Below are 24,213 nucleotides of genomic sequence, written 5' to 3'. Positions count from 1 at the left end.
TTTAGCGAATGAATGACATCTGGTGGCAGACCCGGGGAGAGGGAAATATTGATCTTGTGCTGTTGCACGGATGGGGACTGAATGCCGGCGTGTGGGATTGCATCAGCGAGCAATTAGCCTCGCAATTTACCCTGCATCTGGTGGATTTGCCGGGTTATGGTCGCAGTACCGGTTTCGGCGCGATGGATCTCGACGCGATGGCAAAGTGCGTGCTGCGTCAGGCCCCCAAAAATGCCATCTGGCTGGGCTGGAGCCTGGGCGGGCTGGTGGCGAGCCAGATCGCGTTAACGCACCCGGAACGGGTAGACGCACTGGTAACCGTCGCATCATCACCATGTTTCAGCGCCCGCGAAGAGGAGCAGTGGCCGGGGATCAAGCCCGCGGTGCTGGCGGGTTTTCAGCAGCAGTTAAGCGAAGACTTTCAGCGTACCGTCGAGCGCTTCCTGGCGTTACAGACTCTGGGCACGGAAAGCGCCCGGCAGGATGCCCGCAGGTTGAAATCCATCGTTCTTGATGCGCCGATGCCATCCGTCGACGTGCTGAACGGCGGCCTGGAAATCCTCCGGTCGGTCGATTTGCGCGACGATCTCGCCGCATTGACGATGCCGTTCTGGCGTTTATATGGTCGGCTGGATGGGCTGGTGCCGCGCAAAGTTGCGGTGTTGCTGGATGAACGTTATCCGGACAGCCGGTCGGTGATGTTTGATAAAGCCGCCCACGCACCGTTTATCAATAATTCTGAAATGTTTTGCGAGGTGCTGTTTAGCCTGGGTGAGTCTCTGGCAAAAGTATAAATAACGGTCAATACTTAGAAAGTGGTTGTCCCACGGGCAATTTTTATTTTTCGGCGCAGAGTCGCCCCCGCCAGGCATCACAAAACAACAAACCTTTCTAAGGAGTGTGAAGCTATGAAATTAGTCACTGGCATTGTTACTTCTTTAGTTATCGGCTCGCTTTCTTTCGGCGTATTCGCAGCGAAAGAACTCGAGAAAGATAAAGTGGCAGGAATGAATTTGACCAAGATTGGCACGATTTCCACCAGCGATGAAAGCGCGCCGATGGACGCCAGGAAAGAACTGTCGAAAAAAGCCGATGAAATGGGCGGCACTTACTATGTGATCACCAGCGCCGATAAGAAAACGCAGGATATCCGCGCAACGGCCGACGTCTACAAATAATGAAAAAGGCGGGGTAACCCGCCTTTTTTAGTGCCACTGCTTTCTTTATTTTGTGGTGCTATTGAAGCGTCCAGAACGTTTTTTGGCAAGCATTTCCTTCAGGGCAGCGTTTACAACTGCCTGACAAACACCCGCTCAAGTCTTCCGTCACGCGTTTTACCCGACCCATTGCTTCCAGTCGTCCCAGCATTGCGTCAATCATCGGACGCGGAGTGGCGAGCAACTCACTCATCCGGCTGGCCTCCAGACGTCCCTGTAACGCCAGCAAATCGCGAACTTGTATCAGCGTCGCCATACGTTCACCTTAATGACAGTGGCTGGATGAGGCTTCACAGCAGACTTCCGCCGCCTTGCGCTGCCCCAACACGCCGAGGTCAACGCGGCTGCGCGCCCGACGTAACAGCGTCAGCACCAGCACGTTAAACAACACGACCGCCAGGATGCATACCAGGCTGTATTGCGGATGCTGCTGGAACGACACGGTCTGGTAGTAAAGCGTCGAAAGCGAGTAAGCGATATTCAGTCCCCACAGAATAGAGAAGCCCATCCAGCTGCGGCTGGTTTCGCGGGCGATCGCCCCCATCACCGAAATGCATGGAATATACAGCAGGACAAAAATCAGGTAGCTGTACGCCGACGCGCTGCTACCAAATTTGGCGCTCATCACCCCCATGGTGCCGCTTTCCATCTCGCCGTCGCCTTTGCTGGCCTCAATCGGGTTCATCAGCACGCTCAGGCTGAAGGTGTCTTTCAGGCTCTGCCAGGTTTCTTCTACCGCGCCGCCCAGTTCATCAAGCAGGTTAAAGCTGGCAGCATCAAATTCTTCCTGATGAATATTTTCGGCGGTGTACAGCGTGTTTAATGTGCCGACCACCACTTCTTTTGCCATCGCGCCGGTAAACAGCCCCACGGTGGCCTGCCAGTTATCTTCCTGGACGCCGATGGGCTTCAGCAGCGGGGTGAGCACCTGGCTCACCGACGCCAGCGCAGAGTCATTGATGTTATCCACTGGCTTGCCGCTAAACGAAAAGCTGTTTAACGCGCCGACGAAAATACTGACTACCACAATCACCTTCCCGGCGCGCATCACGAAGGATTTCAGACGCTGCCAGGTTTGCAGCACCAGGCTTTTCAGATGTGGGACGTGATAAACCGGCAGTTCCATCACGAACGGCGTCGCTTCGCCGCGCATGATGGTGTGCTTCAGCATCAGGCCGGTGAGGATCGCCATCACAATGCCCAGCAGATACAGCGAAAACACCACCAGTGCCCCCTGCTGCCCGAAGAACGCGGCGGCAAATACCGCGAATATCGCCAGCCGCGCTCCGCAGGACATAAACGGTGCCATCATCACGGTCATCAGCCGCTCGCGCGGCGCATCCAGGGTACGCGCGCCCATCACCGACGGCACGTTGCAGCCGAAGCCGACAATTAGCGGGACGAAGGATTTGCCGGGCAAGCCGAGGGACTGCATCAGGCGGTCCATCACAAACGCCGCGCGCGCCATATAGCCGGAATCTTCAAGGAACGAGAGGAACAAATACATCATGCCGATTTGCGGCACCAGCGGCAGAACGGTATTGATACCACCGCCAATCCCCTGGGCGAGGAATATCGTCAGCCACTGCGGGAAATGGAACGTTGCGCCAACCCACTGCAAACCATGAATAAAGATCGCTGCCGAACCGACGTCAAACAGCGGCTGCAACGCGCCGCCAATGTTAATCGCCAGCAGGAACATCAGGTACATCACCAGCAAAAACACCGGAATGCCGAGGAAACGGTTGATAACGATTTTATCCAGCGCGGTGGTTAAGTAGTGGGGCTCTGCGGTTAAGCTGTTGCTGACGCTGTCGCAAATGGCGGCGATGCTCTGGTAACGCGCATCGGCGATATGCAGCGCCGGATCGTCCATTTCTTCGGTGAGTCGCGCTAACGCCACGTCCAGCTTTTGCGCCGCATCACCGGCAAACGCGCGGCTATAGATATCGCCTTCCAGCATCTGCAAACCCAGCCAGCGGCGCTGGGTAAACGGCATCTCACCGGGCATATGTTCCGCCAGATGCTTAGCCTCGCGGCAAAGCGGCGCGGCGTAATGCACGTCGATCGCGTTTTGGGCATGGTGGTCACGATCGATAATCCGTTTCAGGGTATCAATGCCGCGTCCGCGCGTGGAAACCAGCGGCACTACCGGGCAGCCGAGGCGATTCGCCAGCGCGTCCACATCAATGCGAATTTGCTGTTTCTCGGCGATATCCAGCATGTTCAGGGCAACAATGCAGGGAATGCCCAGCTCGCGCAGTTGCAGCGTCAAATAGAGATTGCGTTCGAGGTTCGAGGCGTCCACGACGTTAATCAGCAGGTCGGCGTCGCCGCTCAGGATGTAATGGCAGGCAATTTGCTCATCGAGCGAGGTCTGAGAGGAGATCGTCGTCAGGGAGTAGGTGCCGGGTAAATCTACCAGCGTGACCTGATGCTCGGGCGTGGTAAAAAAGCCCTCTTTACGTTCAACGGTGACGCCCGCCCAGTTGCCTACCCGCTGCCGGGAGCCGGTTAACTGGTTAAACAGAGTCGTTTTACCCGAGTTCGGGTTGCCGATTAATCCAATGGTTAGCTTTTTCATAGGTCAATTTGAGCTCAAAAATCAGGACGATGCTTCAACCTGTACCAGCGCTAAATCCTTTTTGCGTAACACAAGGTTTACCCGACGAGTGGAAATATGAATCGGATCGCCCAGCGGGGCGACGCGCACCACGTCAAAAGAGGAGCCGGGGAGTAAACCTAACGAAAGTAATTTTTGGCGGTAAGCCGGGCTAATTTCCCGGGCAAAGCCGGTGATTTTCCAGGTACTGTTAGCGCAAAATTGCATAGAGCCTTCTTGTCTTTCGTAGTCGGGAACAGGGTTTCCATGACTGGAGGGCAGGCACAGGAAACCAGATTCATTGGCAGAAAAGGAATAATCTTGATGGAAAGGTATGATAATGAGAATGGTTTTTATCTTCAATGCAGAATATGTTGCTAAATACAATATTTAACCATTCATTGTTTTGGCGCAAAGAATGAAAAATAAACGCTTGAAATGCGAATTTATTAAGAAATATTAATAATATCAGCTTGTTAAAATAAAATGAGGCGCACTGATTTTTATCGGTCGAATGCGGTATTGACGGTTTTTTTGTTATTAAAATGAGAATGACGCGTATATTTTATGATAATCAGCGCCGGGAAAACCAATAAAATCAATAATAGAAAATATTCCGCGATTCTCATATTGCGAAATATTACAGGGGAAATAAAAGGCCGGTTTCCCGGCCTCTGTTGTTAACGTTTTTTACCCAAAGCGGCGGCAAGGGCATCGCCCATGGCGCTATTGCCTGCGGGTTTATTATCGCGCGCGCGGGGCTTTTGCTGCTGCGCCGGACGGGATGCGGGCCCGCCTGCGCTGCGGCGAGGGGTGCTTTCGCCCGGCTGCTCGTCCAGACGCATGGTCAGCGCGATGCGCTTACGCTGCAAATCCACTTCCAGCACCTTAACCTTCACGATATCGCCCGCTTTCACTATTTTATGCGGATCGTCGATAAACTTGTCCGACAGCGAGGAGATATGCACCAGGCCGTCCTGGTGGACACCGATATCCACAAAGGCACCAAAGTTGGTCACGTTGGTCACCGCGCCTTCCAGCACCATGCCCGGCGTAAGATCGTTGAGGGTTTCCACCCCTTCGGCGAACTGCGCGGTTTTAAATTCCGGACGCGGATCGCGGCCCGGTTTTTCAAGCTCTTTGATGATGTCGCTAACCGTCGGCACGCCGAAACGCTCATCGGTGTAATCCACCGCTTTCAGACTCCGCAATTCATTGCTGTTGCCCATCAGATCGCGCAGCGACTGCTGGGTGGCGGCCAGGATACGCTCAACGATGGGATAGGCTTCCGGGTGAACGGTGGAGGCGTCCAGCGGGTTATCGCCGTGGTTGATGCGTAAAAATCCAGCGCACTGTTCAAAGGCTTTCGGCCCCAGACGGCTCACTTTCAGCAGTTGTTGACGATTCTGGAACTGGCCGTTTTCGTCGCGCCAGCTGACGATATTTTGCGCCATCATGCGCGTCAGCCCGGCGACGCGGGTCAACAGCGGCACCGACGCGGTATTCAAATCCACACCCACGGCGTTTACGCAATCTTCCACCACCGCATCCAGCTTGCGCGCCAGCTGCGACTGGCTGACGTCATGCTGATACTGGCCGACGCCGATGGATTTCGGGTCGATTTTTACCAGCTCCGCCAGCGGATCCTGCAAACGACGGGCAATAGACACCGCACCGCGCAGCGAGACATCCAGATCCGGGAACTCCTGCGCTGCCAGCTCAGAGGCGGAATAAACCGACGCACCCGCCTCACTGACAATCACTTTCTGGGCGGTGATTTGTGGATACTGCTTCTGTACGTCAAGGAAGAAGCGTTCGGTTTCGCGGGACGCGGTGCCGTTGCCGATGGCGACCAGCTCAACGTTATGTTTAGCGCATAGCGTGGCGACCGCCACGGCGGCTTTAGCAGCCTGCCCGGTGTGAGGATAAATGGTATCGGTCGCCACCAGTTTGCCGGTGCCGTCTACCACCGCCACTTTCACCCCGGTGCGCAGGCCCGGATCGAGACCCATAGTGGCGCGCAGCCCGGCAGGGGCTGCCATCAGCAGATCGTGCAGGTTGCGGGCGAACACGTTGATGGCCTCTTCTTCGGCGCGTTCGCGCACGGTGCTCATCAGCTCGGTTTCCAGATGCATCAATACCTTAATGCGCCAGGTCCAGCTCACTACCGCGCGACGCCAGCTGTCTGCCGGGGCATTGTTCAGGCGTAAGCCCAGATGATCGATAATGATTTGCTCGCAGTGGCTTTCACGCGGCGGCTCGTCGAACTGCGGATCGGCATTCAGCGCCAGTTGCAGCACGCCTTCGTTACGGCCCCGGAACATTGCCAGCGCGCGGTGCGAAGGTACGGTTGCAATCGGTTCATGATGGTCGAAATAATCGCGGAATTTCGCGCCTTCCTCTTCTTTACCGCTGACTACGCTCGCCACCAGATGGGCGTTTTTCCACAAATAGTCGCGGACTTTCGCCAGCAATGCGGCGTCTTCGGCGAAGCGCTCCATCAGGATATAGCGCGCCCCGTCCAGCGCGGCTTTGCTGTCGGCCACGCCGTTATCGGCATCGATAAACTTCGCGGCTTCGGTCTCAGGATCGTGAGACGGCGTATTCCACAGCAGGTCCGCCAGCGGTTCAAGGCCCGCTTCAATGGCGATTTGTCCACGGGTGCGGCGCTTGGGTTTATACGGCAGGTATAAATCTTCGAGTTCGGTTTTGCTGAGCGTGCCGTTGATGGCGGAGGCCAGTTCCGGGGTGAGTTTCCCTTGTTCTTCAATCGATTTGATAATCGACTGGCGGCGCTCTTCCAGCTCGCGCAAATAGCCCAGACGCGTCTCAAGTTGACGCAATTGCGTGTCGTCCAGACCGCCGGTCACTTCCTTACGATACCGGGCGATAAACGGTACGGTGTTCCCTTCATCAAGCAGGCGAACGGCGGCGGCGACCTGTTCGGCTCTGGCCTGAAGTTCACCGGCGATAATACGGCTGAGTGAATCATTCATCATGGCAATTTCATCTGTTGGATGCGAAAATTTCAGGGCACAGTTATACGGATTGCCGGAACAAAATGCCAGTCGCTGCACGATGCGGTCATGGATTCGGACAGTTCCGTTTATGTTTAATCAACCGAGAGTGAACGCGTGGCGACCAAACTGATTACCCGCGAAGGGTATAACAAGCTTAAGCAAGAGCACGACTATCTCTGGAACGAGAAACGCCCGGAAATCACCAAAATCGTCTCCTGGGCGGCGAGTCTCGGCGACCGCTCCGAAAACGCCGATTACACCTTCAATAAGCGCATCCTGCGCCAGATTGACCGGCGGGTACACTTCCTGCGCAAATTGATGCCGCAACTGCAAATCGTTGACTATTCACCCCAGCAGGAGGGCCGGGTTTTCTTTGGTGCCTGGGTGGAAATTGAAAACGAAGCGGGGGATGTGAAAACTTTCCGCATCGTCGGCCCGGAAGAGATTTACGGCGAGCGCAAAGATTACATCTCCATCGACTCGCCGATGGCGCGCGCCATTCTGAAAAAGCAGGTCGATGAAGAGTTTGTGGTAAAAACCCCGGAAGGGGAAAAGATGTGGTTTGTGAACAGTATTCGGTATGAAAAAGGGGAAGGGCAGTAATTAGTCTGCTAATGCTGACATCTTGGTGTAGTCTTAAAGGTGTACTTAGTACACATAAAAACGCTGAGCCATGTACCCAGTACATGTACTATGTCGCAAAGACCTTAACGAGTCAGGGAGCGACATGTTCACATTTATCGAACTGTATGGTTTTGCCCGGCGTCGAGCTGCGTTAATGCATGATGATGAGTTCCGCTGTTTACAGGAGGAACTGATTAACGATCCGGAAACTGGCGATACGATTTCCGATACGGGTGGTTTTAGAAAAATGCGTTGGAGCCGCACCGGAATGGGTAAGCGCGGCGGCTTGCGGATAATTTATTACAATTTAACCCGCAAAGGCCGCCTTTATCTGGCGCTGATATACCCTAAGAACGAACAGGATGATCTAACGCCAGAGCAAAAAAAGCAGCTCAGGCAGCTTGCTGATATGCTGATTTGAGGCAGCGTTACCAGGGCAACGAGGTACAGATGAAAGAAGAGTTATTTGCCGATCTGCTGGCAAGTGCAGAAGAAATGGTGAACATCGAACAAGGCAAGCAAAGCCCAGGGCCTGAGCATGTCCATATCTATAGCGATATCGATGTGAAAGCCATCCGGGAAGCGGCTGGTTTGAAACAACAGGATTTCGCGCTGGCCGTTGGCGTTAGCTATGACCTGGTAAAAAGCTGGGAAACGAAGCGGCGTCAGCCGACTGGCGCGCCGCGTAAACTCTTACTTCTGCTCCAGGCAAATCCTGGGATCATCAAGCAGCTCATTGCGATAGGCCGTTAACCGTTCACATTATCCAGCGGCCATGAATCGAACAGGTAGCCATCAAAGTAGATATCATCCACGTTGGAGAACTCCAGCAGCCGCAGTTTGACGTTTTCGAGGTGCTGCCACATCGCCAGCTTGGCGGCTTTAGCATCTTTCTTGATCAGCGCCGCCAGGATCTGTTTATGGTCCGACAGCCACTCTTTGCGGTAGTGGGTGTTATCCAGATGGCGGTGAAGCTGGATCCACATCGGGTTATTCTCGCGCCACTGCCATGATTGCTTAAACAGCTCCACCAGCATGCTGTTGTGGGTGGCTTCGGCAATCGCCAGATGGAACTGCATATCGCCGCTCTCGGTTTCGTCCGGCGCGTCGGATGCCAGCTCCTGCTCTTCCAGCAGCAGCGCCTGGCGCATTTTGACGATATCTTCCCGGGTCGCCTGTAGGGCGGCGAATTCGGCAATGTTGCTCTCCAGCAGCTGGCGCGCCTGGAGCAGTTCAAACGGCCCGGCATCGTTGCACTGCGCCGCGCTGCCTGGGGAGTTTGACGGTGCTGAAGGCGTAGATATCACAAAAATGCCCGCGCCGCGCCGCACCTCAATCAGTCCTTCGATTTCCAGCATGATCAACGCTTCGCGCACCACGGTACGCGTCACGTTGAGCATTTCCGCGATCTCACGTTCCGGCGGAAGCCGCTCGCCGACGGCGTACTGTTTTTGCGCAATCATATTGCGCAGCATCACGCCGACTTCCTGGTAAGGGCGCTGTTGAGGAGTGTTTGATTTCATAACGTTACTGTCAGAATTGATTCGGTGGCGAACGGTGTCGAAAACCGCCCGGAATTGGCCTGACTATAGCATATCAACCCGCAGAGTCAGCGAAGAAACAGGCCGCGCCAGAAAGCTGAGCGGCCTGTTGATGGGTTACCGGTTCAGCGCGGCGACCGCGGCGCGCGCACCGCTGGCATTCAACTGCTGTAACGCTGCCACGACGGCAGAAACGAACGCGGGATTTGCCGGTAAATCCTGACCGAAAATCGCGCTCAGGCCGAGTAGCGCCTGCACGCGCTGTTCGGCGCTGGCGCTGGCAACAATTGCCTGATAGTCCGCTAACAGCGGATCCACTACCTCAATGGCATTGCCATGTTCATCCACGCCCGCCACGTAGCGCATCCAGCCCGCCACGCCCAGCGCAAGGTGCGACCAGTCATGGCCGTCTGCCAGATGGCGGCGGATCGGGTCCAGCATACGCTGCGGCAGCTTCTGGCTGCCGTCCATGGCGATTTGCCAGGTGCGGTGGCGCAGGGACGGGTTGCTGAAGCGCTCGATCAGCAGGTGCGCATAGGCCTCCAGATCGGTGCCTTGCGGCATAGCGAGCGTCGGTGCCTGTTCGCGCAGCATCAGCGCCAGCGCCGCATTGCGATAATCCGGGTTGGTCATGGTCTCGGCGATGGTCTCATAACCGCCCAGATAACCTAAGTAGGCGAGGAAAGAGTGGCTGCCGTTGAGCATCCGCAGTTTCATCATTTCAAACGGCACCACGTCCGCTACAAACTGCGCGCCTACGCGGTCCCACTCCGGACGACCGTTAACAAAGTTATCTTCAATAACCCACTGGCGGAACGGCTCACAGGCGATGGCACACGGATCGTAAACGCCGAGCTGGCCAGCGATATCGTCCAGGGTTTCCGCCGTCGCGGCAGGCACGATGCGGTCAACCATCGTGCACGGGAAGGTGACGTGGGTTTCAATCCAGTCCGCCAGCGCGGCGTCGCGTGCTTTCGCCAGCCCCAGCACGGCGGCGCGCGCCACGTGGCCGTTTTCCCGCACGTTATCGCAGGACATCACGGTAAACGCCTTCAGCCCCTGTTCGCGGCGCAGGCGTAGCGCTTCCACGATATAGCCAATGGCGGATTTTGGCTGGTCAGGATGGGCCAGGTCGTGCTGGATCAGCGGATTATTAAGGTCAAGTTCGCCGCTGGCGGCCTCGGTGCAGTAGCCTTTTTCGGTTACGGTCAGGGAAACAATGGCGGTTTGCTCACGCGCCATGGCGGCCAGAATGCCCGCGCAGCCGTCAATTGCCGGGTGCAGCGCCTCTTTCATCGAACCGATAATTTTCAGTTCGGTGCGCTGTGCACCTTTTTCCGCCACGGTATACAGCAGATTTTGTTTTTTCAGGTTTTCGATCAGCGTCTGGTCGTTGCCGGGCATCAGGTTGACTTCGCAGATGCCCCAGTCGCTGTCGGACTGCTCCAGCAGATGATGGGTATATAACGCCTGGTGGGCACGGTGAAACGCGCCGCAGCCAAGGTGAACAATACGGGATGACAGACGTGCGTTATCCCACAGCGGACGCGCCACGGGCAGCGTGCTGTTAGCAATAGTCGGTTCCATTTTAAACTCCGGGCAGTGGGCCTGCCTGAATGCAAACTTGAAAGGAAGCAGGGCGCGACGAAGGCCGCGCCCTGAGAAGATTTACTTACTGAAGAAAGCGCGCTGGATTGCCAGTTCCACGCCACGGACTTCAGCCAGGCCTTTCAGGCGGCCAATGGCGGAGTAGCCGGGGTTGGTCTTTTTCTTTAAATCATCCAGCATCTGATGACCGTGATCCGGACGCATTGGGATCAGGTCTTCCACGCCTTCAGCTTTACGACGATGTTCTTCTTCAACGATGGCTTTCACCACTTCGTACATATCCACATCGCCTGCCAGGTGCGCCGCTTCGTGGAAAGTCTTCGGGTTATCTTCGCGCATCGTTGAACGCAGGTGAGTAAAGTAAATACGCGGGCCGAACTGTTTGATCATATCCACCAGGTCGTTGTCGGCGCGGACGCCGTAGGAGCCGGTGCACATGGTAAAGCCATTCGCCATGCTGGCGACGGTATCGACCATCCACTGCATATCTTCGATGGTGGAAACAATACGCGGCAGGCCGAGGATCGGGCGCGGCGGATCGTCCGGGTGGACCGCCATACGCACGCCCACCTGTTCGGCGACCGGGATAATGCCGTTGAGGAAGTAAGCGAAGTTTTCGCGCAGTTTGGCTTTATCGATATCCGCGTAGCGTTCAAGGTGTTTGCTGAACTGCTCCAGCGTGTAACCTTCTTCGGCACCCGGCAGACCGGCGATGATATTGCGCGTCAGACGCGCTTTGTCTTCATCGCTCATGGCGGCGAAGCGGGCATTGGCCTGCTCAACTTCTTCCGCGGTGTAATCCGCTTCTGCGCCCGGGCGTTTCAGCAGGTGAATTTCGAACGCGGCGAATTCAATCTGATCGAAACGCAGCGCTTTGGAGCCGTCCGGCAGCACGTATTCCAGGTCGGTACGGGTCCAGTCCAGTACCGGCATAAAGTTGTAGCAGACGGTATAGATGCCGCATTCAGCCAGATTGCGGATCGACTGCTGGTAATTTTTGATCCACAGATCGTACTGGCCGCTATGGGTTTTGATGTCTTCGTGGATAGGAATACTTTCCACCACCGACCACACCAGCCCGGCCTCTTCCACGATGGCTTTACGCTTGAGGATCTCCTCAACCGTCCAGACTTCACCGTTAGGAATATGGTGAAGTGCGGTTACCACGCCGGTCGCGCCGGCTTGTCGGACGTCTGAAAGCGTTACCGGATCGTTGGGGCCGTACCAGCGCCATGTCTGCTTCATGCTTTACCTCTGCTCAGTCTTCGGGATGCCGTTAAGGCATTTTACCGGGGATTTATTGGTTGACCACTTCGCCGAGTTCATTGCGCTTTGCCAACGTAGTGGTGTAACAACTCTCTTTGTTGGCATACAACTTCGACTAAAAAGGGCAAAAAGTCAATGCGTGGCGCTGAATTGGTTAACCGTGTCACAGTTTGATTTGGCATGTTAAAAGGGCGTTACAGCAATAAAAAGGCGCTTTAACGCCGCGATGGCGGATATTGGTCAACCAATTTTCATGCCAGGAAACCGCTAACGGCTGCGAGATCTTGCCCCTGTTGATAAAAACTATGCCGTGATGACGTCATGAAGTGACGAAATTGTGATGAAATAGGCAGATAACCTGCTGTTAAATATGCTTTGTAACAATTTCGACTAGAATATATACCAGTTAAGTCTGGTGGTCGGCGCAGCCTTTTTTAGAATACATGTAGTTAAAAATGGCTTCATCGTGTAAACACGCGTGTCCGTTTTGCAGATAACAGTATTCGAACCTTTGGGAGTTAAATCGATGCAAGAGAATTATAAAATTCTGGTAGTGGATGACGATATGCGCCTGCGCGCGTTGCTTGAGCGTTATCTTACCGAGCAGGGCTTCCAGGTTCGTAGCGTAGCAAACGCTGAACAGATGGATCGCCTGCTGACCCGCGAGTCCTTCCACTTAATGGTGCTGGATCTGATGTTGCCGGGAGAAGACGGCTTGTCGATTTGCCGCCGCCTGCGCAGCCAGAGCAACCCGATGCCGATCATTATGGTGACGGCAAAAGGCGAAGAGGTCGATCGCATCGTGGGCCTGGAGATCGGTGCCGACGACTATATCCCGAAACCCTTTAACCCGCGCGAGCTGCTGGCGCGTATCCGCGCGGTGCTGCGCCGCCAGGCAAACGAACTGCCAGGCGCGCCTTCCCAGGAAGAAGCGGTGATTGCCTTCGGTAAATTCAAACTCAACCTTGGCACCCGCGAGATGTTCCGTGAAGACGAGCCGATGCCGCTCACCAGCGGAGAATTCGCGGTGCTGAAAGCACTGGTCAGCCATCCGCGCGAACCGCTGTCCCGCGATAAGTTGATGAACCTGGCGCGTGGCCGCGAGTATTCCGCCATGGAACGCTCCATCGACGTGCAGATTTCCCGCCTGCGCCGCATGGTAGAAGAAGATCCGGCGCATCCGCGTTACATCCAGACCGTCTGGGGTTTAGGCTACGTCTTTGTACCGGACGGCGCTAAAGCATGAAGCGACTGCGCTTCTCGCCGCGTAGCTCGTTTGCCAGAACCCTGTTGCTCATCGTCACCTTGCTGTTCGTCAGCCTGGTGACGACCTATTTAGTGGTGCTGAACTTCGCCATTCTGCCGAGTTTGCAGCAGTTTAATAAGGTGCTGGCCTACGAAGTGCGTATGCTGATGACCGACAAGCTGCAGCTGGAAGATGGGACGCAACTGGTGGTGCCGCCTGCTTTCCGGCGCGAAATCTACCGTGAGTTGGGGATATCGTTGTACTCCAATGAAGCGGCGGAAGACGCCGGGCTGCGCTGGGCCCAGCATTACGAATTCTTAAGCCAGCAGATGGCGCAGCAGCTCGGCGGCCCGACGGAAGTGCGCGTGGAGGTCAATAAGAGCTCGCCGGTGGTGTGGCTCAAAACCTGGCTTTCGCCCAATATCTGGGTGCGCGTTCCGCTGACGGAAATCCATCAGGGCGATTTTTCCCCGCTGTTCCGCTACACCCTGGCGATTATGCTGCTGGCGATAGGTGGCGCGTGGCTGTTTATCCGCATCCAGAACCGACCGCTGGTGGACCTGGAGCATGCGGCGCTTCAGGTTGGTAAAGGCATTATTCCACCGCCGCTGCGCGAGTATGGCGCGTCGGAGGTGCGTTCGGTGACCCGCGCCTTTAACCATATGGCGGCAGGCGTGAAGCAGCTCGCCGATGACCGCACCCTGCTGATGGCGGGCGTCAGCCATGATTTACGCACGCCGCTGACCCGCATTCGTCTCGCGACCGAAATGATGAGCGCGGAAGATGGCTATCTGGCGGAGTCGATTAATAAAGATATCGAAGAGTGCAACGCCATCATCGAGCAGTTTATCGATTATCTGCGTACCGGCCAGGAGATGCCGCTGGAGCTGGCGGACCTGAATAGCGTGCTGGGCGAAGTGATCGCGGCGGAAAGCGGCTATGAGCGCGAAATCGATACCGATCTCCAGCACGGGGTGATTATGGTGAATATTCACCCGTTATCCATCAAGCGCGCGGTAGCCAATATGGTAGTTAACGCGGCGCGCTACGGTAACGGCTGGATCAAGGTCAGCAGCGGCACAGAACTTAACCGCGCCTGGTTCCAGGTGGAAGATGACGGCCCCGGTATCAAGCCCGAACAGCTGAAGCATCTGTTCCAGCCGTTTGTGCGTGGCGACAGCGCCCGCAGCACCAGCGGTACGGGTCTGGGGTTAGCCATCGTTCAGCGTATTGTTGATAATCACAACGGCGCGCTGGATATCGGGCGCAGCGAGCGCGGCGGGTTGCGGATACGGGCTTATTTACCGGTGCCGGTCGCACGGATCGCGCATCCGGTAAGAGAAAGCTAAACCGGATAAATTGCGCCCATAAAAAAAACCACCCTCAGTCATTCAGGGTGGTTTTTTATTTATCGTCACGTCAACTTACAGCTTCGGCCCTGCGCTAACCAGCGCTGCGCCAGCAGGCGTGTCGGTATACTTCTCGAAGTTAGTGATAAACAGCTTCGCCAGTTGAGTGGCTTTTTCCTGCCACTGCTCCGGTGAGGCGTAGGTATTACGCGGATCGAGAATATGGGTATCGACGCCCGGCAGCGTGGTGGGGATCGCCAGGTTAAACATCGGCAGATTAAAGGTTTCGGCGTCGTCGAGCGAACCATCAAGGATAGCGTCGATAATCGCGCGGGTATCTTTAATCGAGATGCGCTTGCCGGTGCCGTTCCAGCCGGTGTTAACCAGATACGCCTGCGCGCCCGCGGCCTGCATGCGTTTTACCAGCACTTCGGCGTACTGCGTCGGATGCAGCGACAGGAACGCAGCGCCAAAGCAGGCAGAGAATGTTGGCGTCGGTTCAGTCACGCCGCGCTCGGTACCGGCCAGTTTGGCGGTAAAGCCGGACAGGAAATGGTACTGAGTCTGGTTAGCGGTCAGGCGCGATACTGGCGGCAACACGCCAAACGCGTCCGCGGTGAGGAAAATCACCTTGGTGGCGTGGCCCGCTTTGGAAACCGGCTTAACGATGTTTTCGATGTGGTAAATCGGGTACGACACCCGGGTATTTTCGGTTTTCGAGGCGTCATCGAAATCAATCACGCCATCTTCGCCAACGGTGACGTTCTCTAACAGCGCGTCACGACGGATGGCATGATAGATATCCGGCTCCGCTTCTTCAGAAAGACGGATCGTTTTGGCATAACAGCCGCCTTCGAAGTTAAACACCCCGTCGTCGTCCCAGCCGTGTTCATCGTCGCCAATCAGGCGGCGTTTCGGGTCGGTAGAGAGCGTGGTTTTACCGGTGCCGGAGAGGCCGAAGAACACTGCCACATCGCCTTTTTCCCCGACGTTCGCCGAGCAGTGCATCGACGCAATGCCCTTCAGCGGCAGCAGGTAGTTCATGATCGAGAACATCCCTTTTTTCATTTCGCCGCCGTACCAGGTACCGCCGATTAACTGCATCCGCTCCGTCAGGTTGAACGCGACAAAGTTCTCGGAATTCAGCCCCTGGGCTTTCCAGTCAGGGTTGGTGCATTTCGCACCATTCATTACCACAAAATCGGGTTCGAAGCCTTCCAGCTCTTCGTCAGTGGGGCGAATAAACATGTTTTTGACGAAGTGCGCCTGCCAGGCCACCTCGGTGATAAAACGCACCGAAAGCCGGGTATCGGCATTGGCACCGCAGAACGCATCAATGATAAACAAGCGTTTACCGGAGAGCTGGCGGGTGACTAACCCCTTGAGGTGTTGCCAGGTTTCAGGCGACAGCGGCTTGTTGTCATTTTTTCCTTTGCCATTATCCGCCCACCACATCGTGTCCCGTGTTGTGTCGTCGCGGACGATATATTTATCTTTCGGCGAACGGCCGGTAAAGATGCCTGTATCGACTGCAACGGCCCCTAAATTGGTTAATACGCCGCGCTCGTAGCCTTCCAGTTCTGGGTTAAGCTCTTCGCGATAAAGCGTATCGTAATCAGGGTTGTAGACCACGTCCTGGGCGTCGTTGATACCATAAGCCTTGAGTTCTTGCGGGGTTAAACCTTTAACGCGCATATCACTTCTCCTTAGCCAATTTGTACTGCCTGAAATTGTAGGGTTGTTTGTAACATGTTAACCGGGACGTGCTTCATAGATTTACGTATCGACGCTTTTAAGACAGCGGAAAATACTGTGATTCAGCTCACGACGCGGGATAGAGTAGCGGAGGAGTGTATAACGGAAAGAGGAAAATGTTCTGATTATGTTAATGAATGGAAGCGTTAATATGACATTTTGTGAGTGTAAGCGCTTTCTTAAAGGTAAATTTTATGAAAGATTATCGCGTTTTTATGGACGAATCGATTTTGCAAACAGGGGCAGTGGGAGTGAAAAATAGCGAGCGCCTGACGTCGCAGGCGCTCGTTGTGGTTTTAATGGATCTGCGGATCCGCCGGTGAGGCGTTATTGCGGATCGCGGCAATGTCCATAGCATCGAACAGATAGTGTGTACCGCAGTAATCGCAGTGCATATCAATCTCGCCATCTTCCGCCAGGATGGTTTCAATCTCTTCATCCGGCAGGGTTTTCAGCGCGCCCGCACAGCGCTCGCGGGAGCAGGTGCATTTAAATTCCACATCCTGCGGATCGTAAAGCGTCACTTCTTCTTCGTGATACAGACGCCACAGCACGTCGTTGGCAGGTAAGGTAAACAGCTCTTCCGCCTTGATGGTTTCGGTCAGCGTCGCCAGGTGATTGAAATCGTCCGCCTGAGCATTCTGCGCAGGCAGAACCTGGAGCAGCATACCGCCCGCCGCAGGCTGGCCGTCTACATCGCCGGTGCGAATAAACAGACGCGTCGGCAGCTGTTCGGAGCGCAGGAAATAATCTTCCAGGCATTCTGCCAGGGTATCGCCTTCCAGACCGACCACGCCCTGATAGCGCTCGCCTTCGGCAGGGGTAATGGTGATCACCAGATAGCCGTTGCCGACCAGCGTTTTCAGAGAGGCATCTGCCGGTACGTCGCCCTGAACGCGTGCGACGCCGCGCATTTGCTGCTCGTTATTGCCGTTGATAACGGCCAGAGTCATGGGGCCATCACCCTGCAGCTGTACGGTGATGTCGCCCGCAAACTTCAGCGTGGCGGTAAGCAGGCTGGTCGCTACCAGCAGCTCGCCCAGCACGTTTTTTACCGGTTGAGGATAATCGTGATTTTCCAGAATCTGCTTCCAGGTTTCTGAAACGGTAACCAGCTCGCCGCGGACGGCATAGTTTTCAAATAGATAGCGATGTAATTGGTCGTGTTGAGCCATAATGTTCTCTCTTGCGGGCGACGGTTATTCGTCGTCACCGTATTTAAATTTTATCAAATCACGACGCTCTTTCTTATCCGGGCGGCGTTCCGGATGCGGCATCGTGAGCGCATTCATTTTGCGGGCAAGGGCCAGCTTTTCGCGGTTCTCCACGCTTTGCGCCGTCTCTTCGTAAAGCAGCACGGCTTCGCTCGCCGGGCGACGCTGATCGGTGATCGTTTTCACGATAACGGTGCGCTGATCGTTGCCCTGACGCAGAATAATCTCCGCGTTCAGTTCCACATTTTTGCTGGGGCGGGTGCGTTGTCCGTTGTAATGCACCTTTCCGCCTTCAATCATTTCACGCGCCAGCGCGCGGGTTTTATAAAAACGGGCCGCCCATAACCATTTGTCCAGGCGTACCTCAGACGGCGCTTTCTCTTTCATGGTCGTCACCTGTTTTGCAGTGAGGGTGCAACGCGGGGATTAACCGACGGTAGTCATTGAGCGCGGCGTGGCGCTGATACGCTTTCTCCGCCACGCCGGAGTCCGGATTGGTGACGCCGAGGCAGTAGCGAATGCCAAACTGCGCCGCCGCATCCAGAATCGGTTCGCTGTCGTCAATAAACAGCGTTCGCGCCGGATCCAGCCCGGTATGGGCCCTGACGGCTTCCCACAAACGCTGATCCTCTTTCGGATATCCAAATGTGTGGGTGGAAAGTAATAAATCAAGGTGCGAAGCCAGGCCTGTGTATTCCAGCTTCACCGCCAGATTATGAGGATGGGCGTTGGTCAGCAGTATTCGGCGCTTGCCGCAGGCTTTGAGCGCATCCAGAAAAGGCACCGTATCGTCGCGCAGTATCGCGCGTGGGCCTTGCTGTGTGGTCATCGCACAGATATCGAGGCCAAGCCGCTCGCTCCAGTAATCCAGACAGTACCAGTTTAGCGTATGCTGGACCGCGTGATATTCCTGGCGAATATACTGATGCGCCTCGTCCAGCGTGATGCCGCGCAGCTCGCTTAAGGTTTCTGGCACCAGCTGCTGCCAGAAATGGTTATCGAACGCTAAATCCAGCAGAGTGCCGTCCATGTCCAGTAACACGGTATCGACATCAGGCCAGGCGATATCTACATGCATGGGTCATCTCATCCTGTAAAAAAGTGACGACAGGGTAGCATAAACCCGTCGCCACGTTTTACTCAGGGGAGATGCTGCACCTCGGTGGTGGGAACCAGTTCCTGGTTGTAGCAGCTGGCGTAATACTGCTGAATATCCGCCAGCCGCGAGCGCTGGCGCTGCCAGCGGCGGATCGCCTGCACGCCGTTATACAGGGTACAAACAATCATCGCGAACAGCAGCAGGGTGGTGCTGACATAGCGCCATAAGCCGGCGCTGTCCGGGATACGGTGCAGAGAAACATGCTCGGTGCCGTTGGCGTCGGTGCGGATACTGGTAATCACCCCTTCGGCGTGGAACGGCGTCTGCATCAGCATTTCCGCCAGCCGCTGGAATTCGCTCCACTGTTGCTGGGCAGGGTAATCGTAGAGCGACATCGGCGGCAGCGGTTGATCGACTAAATCGCCGCCTTCTTCGCTGATAATCATAAAGCCGCCGGGAGCCGGGCTGTTCAGCGACTGGGCCGCGCGGTTAGTTTCACGAATAAAAAATGGCGCGGTAGAGGTGGTCACCAGGTTATCCAGCGATTCGGCGCTCACCGGGCGCAACAGCACGTTCACTCCATCGAGTTTTCCGCTGCTGGCGCGCTTAACCAGCGCTTCCCAGTCCTTGGTGTTGCCGAGGTTGATCAACGCGTTTTTCAGCCGGATGCACTCATCGTCTGCGGTACACAGCGCCTGCGTTTTCAGCACGATTTCCGCGAAATCATCCAGCAGTACCATGCCGGATTTCTGGATGGCGGAACGTAACTGCGGATTGACTTTGGAATCATTTTCCTGGGGATGAAGCTGGCGGTTAACCGCCTCGGTCAGCGCCGTGGCGTTGTTGACGATCTCTGATTCAGGCAGCGGCAGCGGTCGTGCGGCGTTCCAGATAATCTGTGAACAATCGAACGGCATAAACGGATAATTCTGGCGTGGCGAGTAGGTGCCGGGAACGTGAATATTGCACATACCGGTACCGGTGACTTTCAGGGTGTCACCCACTTTTAACCCCGATTTTTGCAGCTGCTCTACGCTGGTGGCCTCTACCGTTTGCGCGCCTTTCAACCAGGAAACGGTAAGTTTAATCGGCATATCCAGCGGCACCCAGAACAGCAGCATCATCAGCACCAGAAACGCCGCGCCGCTCAACACCAGGCTGCGCAACCAGTGTTGCAGCGGGAAGTTTTTTACCTCTTCATGGAGCGATAAAAAGCGCCCCTGACGGACGACGCGGCGATCGAGATAAATATCGATACCCGTTTTCTGGCCTAAATCGTAATGGGTGAACGGCTGCCAGTGCGGCGGGTACACTAAATCGACGATGCCCAGCGAAATAGTGTTGATCTGCTCCTGATCGGATTCGCCGAATAAACCCCAGCGTTTTGGCGTACCGCGCAGGCAGTGAATTTCGCGTAGCGTGTTTTTGGCAGGCGGTGCAAATATTCCCCACAAGCCAGCGGCCAGAAGCAGAACACCGCTCCCGGCGAGCCAGGGAATTAACACTTCGGGGGCTACCAGGCAGCTGAAAAAGAAAAAGAAGGAGAGGCCAATCAGCAGAGCCTCACGTAAACCGTCCGGGCGGCTCAGGGCATACTCTTCACGGGTTTCCTGACGAACGTTCAGTAACTCGATTTGCTCGCTTTCTTCACCGCGAATGGATGCCTGAGTACCGGTCACGCGTTCCAGAGCGTAACTGCCGGTATCCTGATGAGAATTGAGCAGCGTATGGCCATTCAGCGATATCACCAGCGGGCGCGTTTCGGTGCGGATAAACTCGACGTTATTATCATCGGTAATGTACTGCTCCCAGAACGGCGGTAAATGCACTTCTACCGAATCGAGGTAGTAACGCCATTTATTGGGATCGTCGGTAGATAAGCCATAGCGGGTGATCGCCCGCGTTACGGCGTATACGGTATTGCTCTGCGGCGTCAGCGTTAGCGTGCCGGGCGACTTGCTGGAGCCGGTTGGGGCGGGCGCACTCTCCGTACGGGACAGCGACTCCAGATAGCTTTCAACGGCGCTGCGCTCTTCCGGCGTCAGCTTGCGGGTGGCCGCGCCAGCAAAGGCTTGCAGCAACGGCAGCGCACGGCGTTGCCCCAGGCGATGCCTGAAAATCAAACCGACTGCTATCCCTATAACCAGCACCGTCACTACTACCGTCAATAAGGTGCCCATGCGTTCCCCATAACCAAAAAAGTCTTCATTCCACGCGCGAAGGTGAACTGTAACAAAAATTATTGTCAGTGAGTATTTATCGACGACTGTAGCGCAAACCGGTTGTTTTGCTGGCCTTGTCGCGACGATTCAGAATAACAGCAATAGAACCGCTGAATTATCAGCAAATTCTTAGCAGGATTTCAAACCCGGCGACATCGCTCATCGGGCTGAGCCTCTAGGAAAATGCCAAAAGTGTAAATAACAAACAATTAACATTGGTCAAACTGTGTGGGATATCGCACAATATTGTCATTCTCCTTATTTCATTCTCCTTACGATGAGTAAACCATTACAAAAGCCTACTATTTTGCGTGTTGAAACCGTCGCCCGTTCGCGCCTCTTTAACGTCGAAACGGTGGATCTGGAGTTCAGCAACGGCGTGCGTCGGGTTTACGAACGTATGCGCCCCTCGACCCGCGAGGCGGTGATGATCGTGCCGATCATTGACGAGAGTCTGGTGCTGATCCGGGAATATGCGGTGGGGACTGAATCCTACGAACTGGGCTTTTCGAAAGGGCTGATCGATCCGGGCGAAACGGTGTTTGAAGCCGCGAACCGCGAATTGAAAGAAGAGGTGGGCTTTGGCGCGCACCAGCTAACGTTCCTCAAAAAGCTGACCATGGCACCGTCCTACTTCTCCAGCAAAATGAATATCGTGGTGGCGGAAAATCTTTACCCGGAATCCCTGCAAGGTGATGAGCCGGAGCCGCTGCCAAAAGTACACTGGCCGTTGAAGGATATGATGGCGCTGCTGGACGATCCGGATTTCAACGAAGCGCGTAACGTTAGCGCGCTGTTCCTGGTGCGGGAGTGGCTGCGAGCGCAGGGCCGACTCTAAACGACAAATAATTAAGGCCCTGAAAAGGGCCTTAATTTTTAGCGCTACCGGTTAAAACAGCTCGTGGGTTTCACCGTTGTCGATAATAGTGGTGCCCACTTCATGAATCGCATGCTGCGTCGGCTGCGTCCCTTCAATGAAATACTCTTCGCGACTGTTTCCGCCGTTCGCCAACTGGCCGGTGCTGCGATCGATATTAACGCTGATAATGCCCGGCGGCGGCGTCAGCGGCTCTTCCGGCACGCCTTCCAGAATCGATTTCATAAAGGCATCCCAGGCAGGCTGGGCGCTTTTCGCCCCGCCTTCATAACCGGAGATCTGATCTTTGATTGCGCCAGACGCGGTGGTGCGGCCAAGGTCACGACGGTGATCGTCAAAACCAATCCACACTGAGGTCACCACGCCCGGACCGTAGCCGGAGAACCAGGCATCCTTCGAGCTGTTAGTGGTGCCGGTTTTACCGCCGATATCCTTACGCTGAAGATCGCGGCCCGCACGCCAGCCGGTGCCTTGCCAGCCGGGTTCGCCAAAGATGTTGGTGTTCAGCGCGCTTTTCATCAGGAAGGCCAGCGGCGTGTTGATCACGTGGGGGGCATATTCCTGCGGCTGGCTTTGCGCCACCAGCGCGCGGTTGACCTGCTCCAGTTGCGGCATCGGCACGGCGGCGTTTTGCTGCTCCTGAGAGATAGCGACATCTTCCACGTTGTTATTATCCAGCACGTTGGATTTCGGCGTTTCGCCATAAATCACCGGCAGATCGCACTCCGGGCAGGCGATTTTCGGTTTGGCTTCGAAAATATTGTCGCCCTGCTCATTGACGATTTTGGTGATGAAATACGGGTCCACCAGGAAACCGCCGTTGGCCATCACCGCATAGCCGCGCGCAACCTGCATCGGCGTAAAGGAGGCGGAACCCAGCGCCAGCGATTCGGTATGCACAATATTCTGCGCCGGGAAACCAAAGCGTTGCAGGTATTCCGCAGCGTAATCCACGCCCATGGCGCGCATGGCGCGCACCATCACCACGTTTTTCGACTGGCCTAAGCCCTGGCGTAAACGGATCGGGCCGGCATACTCTGCCGGGGAGTTTTTCGGACGCCAGTCAGAGCCTGCGCCTGCATCCCAGCGTGAAATCGGCACATCGTTGAGGATGCTTGCCAGCGTCAGCCCTTTATCCATCGCTGCGGTGTAAAGGAACGGTTTGATATTCGAGCCGACCTGACGCAGCGCCTGGGTCGCGCGGTTGAATTTGCTCTGGTTAAAGTCGAAGCCGCCTACCAGCGCCAGTACCGCGCCGTCACGCGGGTTGAGCGATACCAGCGCAGAGTTGACGTCCGGCACCTGCGCCAGCCACCAGTTTTCATCCACCTGACGGACCCAGATTTGCTGGCCCGCCTGCAAAACGTCAGTCACCCGGCGCGGTGTTGGCCCCTGGGCGGTATCGGAACGGTAAGGGCGCGCCCAGCGCACGCCGGCCATTTTCAGCGACACGCTGGAGCCATCGGCCATCAGCGCAGTAGCCTCATCGGCGCTGGCCTGGGTCACCACGGCGGCGCGCAGCGGGCCATAGCCCGGTAGGCCTTTCAGTGAATCGATAATTTTCTTCTGGTCCCACGCCGCTTCGCCGACTTTCCACAGCACGTTAGCCGGGCCGCGGTAGCCGTGGCGCATGTCATAGGCAAGAACGTTATCGCGTACCGCCTGCTGTGCGGCCTGCTGATCTTTGCGCTTAACGGTGGTGTAAACCTTGTAGCCGTCTTCGTAGGCTTTTTCGCCGTAGCGGCTCACCATCTCCTGGCGCACCAGTTCCGCGAGGTAAGGGGAAGAGAACGCGATTTCCGGCGCGTGATAGTTGGCGTCGATGGCTTCACTACGCGCCGTGTCGTACTGCTGCTGCGTGATGTAGCCTTCGTTCAGCATACGCGCCAGCACCACGTTACGACGCGCGGTGGCGCGATCCAGCGAATACAGCGGGTTATAGGTCGACGGCGCTTTCGGCAGACCGGCAATCACCGCAATCTCACTGAGCGTTAACTGATCGACGGTTTTACCAAAATAGACCTGTGCAGCAGCCCCAACGCCATAGGCGCGGTAGCCGAGATAGATCTTGTTGAGGTACAGCTCAAGAATGTCGTCTTTGTTAAGCAACTGCTCAATGCGAATGGCGAGGAACACCTCTTTAATCTTGCGCATCAGCTTGCGCTCGGGGCTCAGGAAGAAGTTACGCGCCAGCTGCTGCGTAATGGTACTGGCCCCCTGGGAGGCATGCCCTGAAAACAGCGCCACGCTGGTCGCGCGGAAAATCCCCACCGGGTCAACGCCGTGATGCTCATAAAAGCGGCTGTCTTCGGTGGCGATAATCGCTTTAACCAGTTCAGGCGGGATTTGCTTAAGCGTTAACGGGATGCGGCGCTTTTCGCCAAACTGCGCAATAAGTTCATTATCCGCGCTGTAAACCTGCATAGGTATTTGCAAACGCACGTCTTTCAGCGTCGCGACGTCAGGCAGTTGTGGCTCGACATATTTGTACAAACCATAAATCGAGCCTGCTCCCAGCAGGATGCAACACACTGCAAGGATGAATAAATACTTTACGAACTTCACCGAGGATT

At 55.7% G+C, this 24,213-nt stretch carries 22 protein-coding genes; 9 read left to right on the top strand and 13 right to left on the bottom strand.

Annotated features, from left to right (window positions below):
• Positions 1–8: 8 nt before the first annotated feature.
• Both bioH and FND52_RS15190 read left to right on the top strand, forming a co-directional pair.
• Positions 9–794, top strand: a complete 786-nt coding sequence (gene bioH / locus FND52_RS15195; protein WP_125292579.1) for a pimeloyl-ACP methyl ester esterase BioH — start codon at positions 9–11, stop codon at positions 792–794.
• A 114-nt stretch (positions 795–908) separates the two neighbouring features.
• Complete coding sequence (locus FND52_RS15190; protein ID WP_125292578.1) at positions 909–1,178, top strand: YdgH/BhsA/McbA-like domain containing protein; 270 nt, start codon at positions 909–911, stop codon at positions 1,176–1,178.
• A gap of 58 nt (positions 1,179–1,236) precedes the next feature.
• Here the strand turns inward: FND52_RS15190 and feoC are convergent, their stop codons facing one another.
• The 4 genes from feoC to FND52_RS15170 form a co-directional block, all read right to left on the bottom strand.
• On the bottom strand, positions 1,237–1,473 hold the full coding sequence (gene feoC, locus FND52_RS15185; RefSeq protein ID WP_125292577.1) for a [Fe-S]-dependent transcriptional repressor FeoC: 237 nt from the start codon (positions 1,471–1,473) through the stop codon (positions 1,237–1,239).
• Positions 1,474–1,482: 9 nt separating this feature from the next.
• Positions 1,483–3,801, bottom strand: coding sequence for a Fe(2+) transporter permease subunit FeoB (gene feoB, locus FND52_RS15180; protein WP_144131659.1), 2,319 nt, complete (start codon positions 3,799–3,801; stop codon positions 1,483–1,485).
• A 21-nt stretch (positions 3,802–3,822) separates the two neighbouring features.
• Positions 3,823–4,047, bottom strand: coding sequence for a ferrous iron transporter A (gene feoA, locus FND52_RS15175; RefSeq protein ID WP_125292575.1), 225 nt, complete (start codon positions 4,045–4,047; stop codon positions 3,823–3,825).
• Positions 4,048–4,499: 452 nt separating this feature from the next.
• On the bottom strand, positions 4,500–6,818 hold the full coding sequence (locus FND52_RS15170) for a Tex family protein (RefSeq protein WP_144131657.1): 2,319 nt from the start codon (positions 6,816–6,818) through the stop codon (positions 4,500–4,502).
• 135 nt (positions 6,819–6,953) lie between these two features.
• Here FND52_RS15170 and greB point away from each other — a divergent pair, with 135 nt between their 5' ends.
• The 3 genes from greB to nadS all read left to right on the top strand — a co-directional run bounded on the left by greB (position 6,954) and on the right by nadS (position 8,216).
• Positions 6,954–7,442: a transcription elongation factor GreB gene (gene greB / locus FND52_RS15165; RefSeq protein ID WP_125292573.1), complete on the top strand. Its 489-nt coding sequence runs from the start codon at positions 6,954–6,956 to the stop codon at positions 7,440–7,442.
• A 124-nt stretch (positions 7,443–7,566) separates the two neighbouring features.
• On the top strand, positions 7,567–7,884 hold the full coding sequence (locus tag FND52_RS15160) for a type II toxin-antitoxin system RelE/ParE family toxin (RefSeq protein ID WP_144131655.1): 318 nt from the start codon (positions 7,567–7,569) through the stop codon (positions 7,882–7,884).
• A 29-nt stretch (positions 7,885–7,913) separates the two neighbouring features.
• Positions 7,914–8,216, top strand: a complete 303-nt coding sequence (gene nadS, locus FND52_RS15155) for a NadS family protein (protein WP_144131653.1) — start codon at positions 7,914–7,916, stop codon at positions 8,214–8,216.
• Here the strand turns inward: nadS and uxuR are convergent.
• From uxuR to uxuA, 3 genes are all read right to left on the bottom strand, one after another.
• Positions 8,213–8,986 carry a Uxu operon transcriptional regulator gene (gene uxuR / locus FND52_RS15150; protein WP_144131651.1) on the bottom strand — a complete coding sequence of 258 codons (774 nt, stop codon included), beginning with the start codon at positions 8,984–8,986 and terminating at the stop codon, positions 8,213–8,215. The genes nadS and uxuR overlap by 4 nt on opposite strands.
• Positions 8,987–9,121: 135 nt before the next feature.
• Positions 9,122–10,591, bottom strand: coding sequence for a fructuronate reductase (locus FND52_RS15145; RefSeq protein WP_144131649.1), 1,470 nt, complete (start codon positions 10,589–10,591; stop codon positions 9,122–9,124).
• 81 nt (positions 10,592–10,672) lie between these two features.
• Positions 10,673–11,857, bottom strand: a complete 1,185-nt coding sequence (gene uxuA, locus FND52_RS15140; protein ID WP_125292570.1) for a mannonate dehydratase — start codon at positions 11,855–11,857, stop codon at positions 10,673–10,675.
• Between the two features lie 547 nt (positions 11,858–12,404).
• On the opposite strand from uxuA, the gene ompR reads away from it, so the two are divergent.
• Positions 12,405–13,124 (top strand): osmolarity response regulator transcription factor OmpR, encoded by a 720-nt coding sequence (gene ompR / locus FND52_RS15135; protein WP_006177890.1) that lies wholly within the window; start codon positions 12,405–12,407, stop codon positions 13,122–13,124.
• Positions 13,121–14,473 carry a two-component system sensor histidine kinase EnvZ gene (gene envZ, locus FND52_RS15130; protein ID WP_144131647.1) on the top strand — a complete coding sequence of 451 codons (1,353 nt, stop codon included), beginning with the start codon at positions 13,121–13,123 and terminating at the stop codon, positions 14,471–14,473. The genes ompR and envZ overlap by 4 nt, the downstream gene beginning before the upstream one ends.
• A 75-nt stretch (positions 14,474–14,548) precedes the next feature.
• Here envZ and pckA read toward each other — a convergent pair whose 3' ends face one another.
• Complete coding sequence (gene pckA / locus FND52_RS15125) at positions 14,549–16,168, bottom strand: phosphoenolpyruvate carboxykinase (ATP) (RefSeq protein ID WP_144131645.1); 1,620 nt, start codon at positions 16,166–16,168, stop codon at positions 14,549–14,551.
• A gap of 254 nt (positions 16,169–16,422) precedes the next feature.
• On the opposite strand from pckA, the gene FND52_RS22050 reads away from it, so the two are divergent.
• Positions 16,423–16,551, top strand: a complete 129-nt coding sequence (locus FND52_RS22050; protein WP_280114074.1) for a hypothetical protein — start codon at positions 16,423–16,425, stop codon at positions 16,549–16,551.
• Here FND52_RS22050 and hslO read toward each other — a convergent pair.
• The 4 genes from hslO to FND52_RS15105 all read right to left on the bottom strand — a co-directional run bounded on the left by hslO (position 16,525) and on the right by FND52_RS15105 (position 20,721).
• Complete coding sequence (hslO, locus tag FND52_RS15120) at positions 16,525–17,403, bottom strand: Hsp33 family molecular chaperone HslO (protein WP_125292567.1); 879 nt, start codon at positions 17,401–17,403, stop codon at positions 16,525–16,527. The two genes, FND52_RS22050 and hslO, sit on opposite strands and share 27 nt — an antisense overlap.
• 24 nt (positions 17,404–17,427) lie before the next feature.
• Positions 17,428–17,829, bottom strand: coding sequence for a ribosome-associated heat shock protein Hsp15 (hslR, locus tag FND52_RS15115; RefSeq protein WP_144131643.1), 402 nt, complete (start codon positions 17,827–17,829; stop codon positions 17,428–17,430).
• On the bottom strand, positions 17,807–18,520 hold the full coding sequence (gene yrfG / locus FND52_RS15110) for a GMP/IMP nucleotidase (RefSeq protein WP_125292565.1): 714 nt from the start codon (positions 18,518–18,520) through the stop codon (positions 17,807–17,809). Before yrfG ends, hslR begins: the two co-directional genes overlap by 23 nt.
• 62 nt (positions 18,521–18,582) lie before the next feature.
• Positions 18,583–20,721: an intracellular growth attenuator family protein gene (locus FND52_RS15105; protein WP_144131641.1), complete on the bottom strand. Its 2,139-nt coding sequence runs from the start codon at positions 20,719–20,721 to the stop codon at positions 18,583–18,585.
• Between the two features lie 319 nt (positions 20,722–21,040).
• On the opposite strand from FND52_RS15105, the gene nudE reads away from it, so the two are divergent.
• Positions 21,041–21,601 carry an ADP compounds hydrolase NudE gene (gene nudE / locus FND52_RS15100; protein ID WP_125292563.1) on the top strand — a complete coding sequence of 187 codons (561 nt, stop codon included), beginning with the start codon at positions 21,041–21,043 and terminating at the stop codon, positions 21,599–21,601.
• A 51-nt stretch (positions 21,602–21,652) separates the two neighbouring features.
• On the opposite strand, the gene mrcA is transcribed toward nudE, so the two are convergent.
• A complete protein-coding gene (mrcA, locus tag FND52_RS15095; protein WP_125292562.1) occupies positions 21,653–24,205 on the bottom strand; it encodes a peptidoglycan glycosyltransferase/peptidoglycan DD-transpeptidase MrcA in 2,553 nt (850 codons plus the stop codon).
• Between the last annotated feature and the right edge of the window lie 8 nt (positions 24,206–24,213).

It is taken from the genome of Atlantibacter subterraneus (genome assembly GCF_007570865.1).
Lineage (GTDB): Bacteria > Pseudomonadota > Gammaproteobacteria > Enterobacterales > Enterobacteriaceae > Atlantibacter > Atlantibacter subterraneus.
Note: the sequence above shows the minus strand (reverse complement) of the source record. Positions and strands in the feature narration are given on the sequence as shown.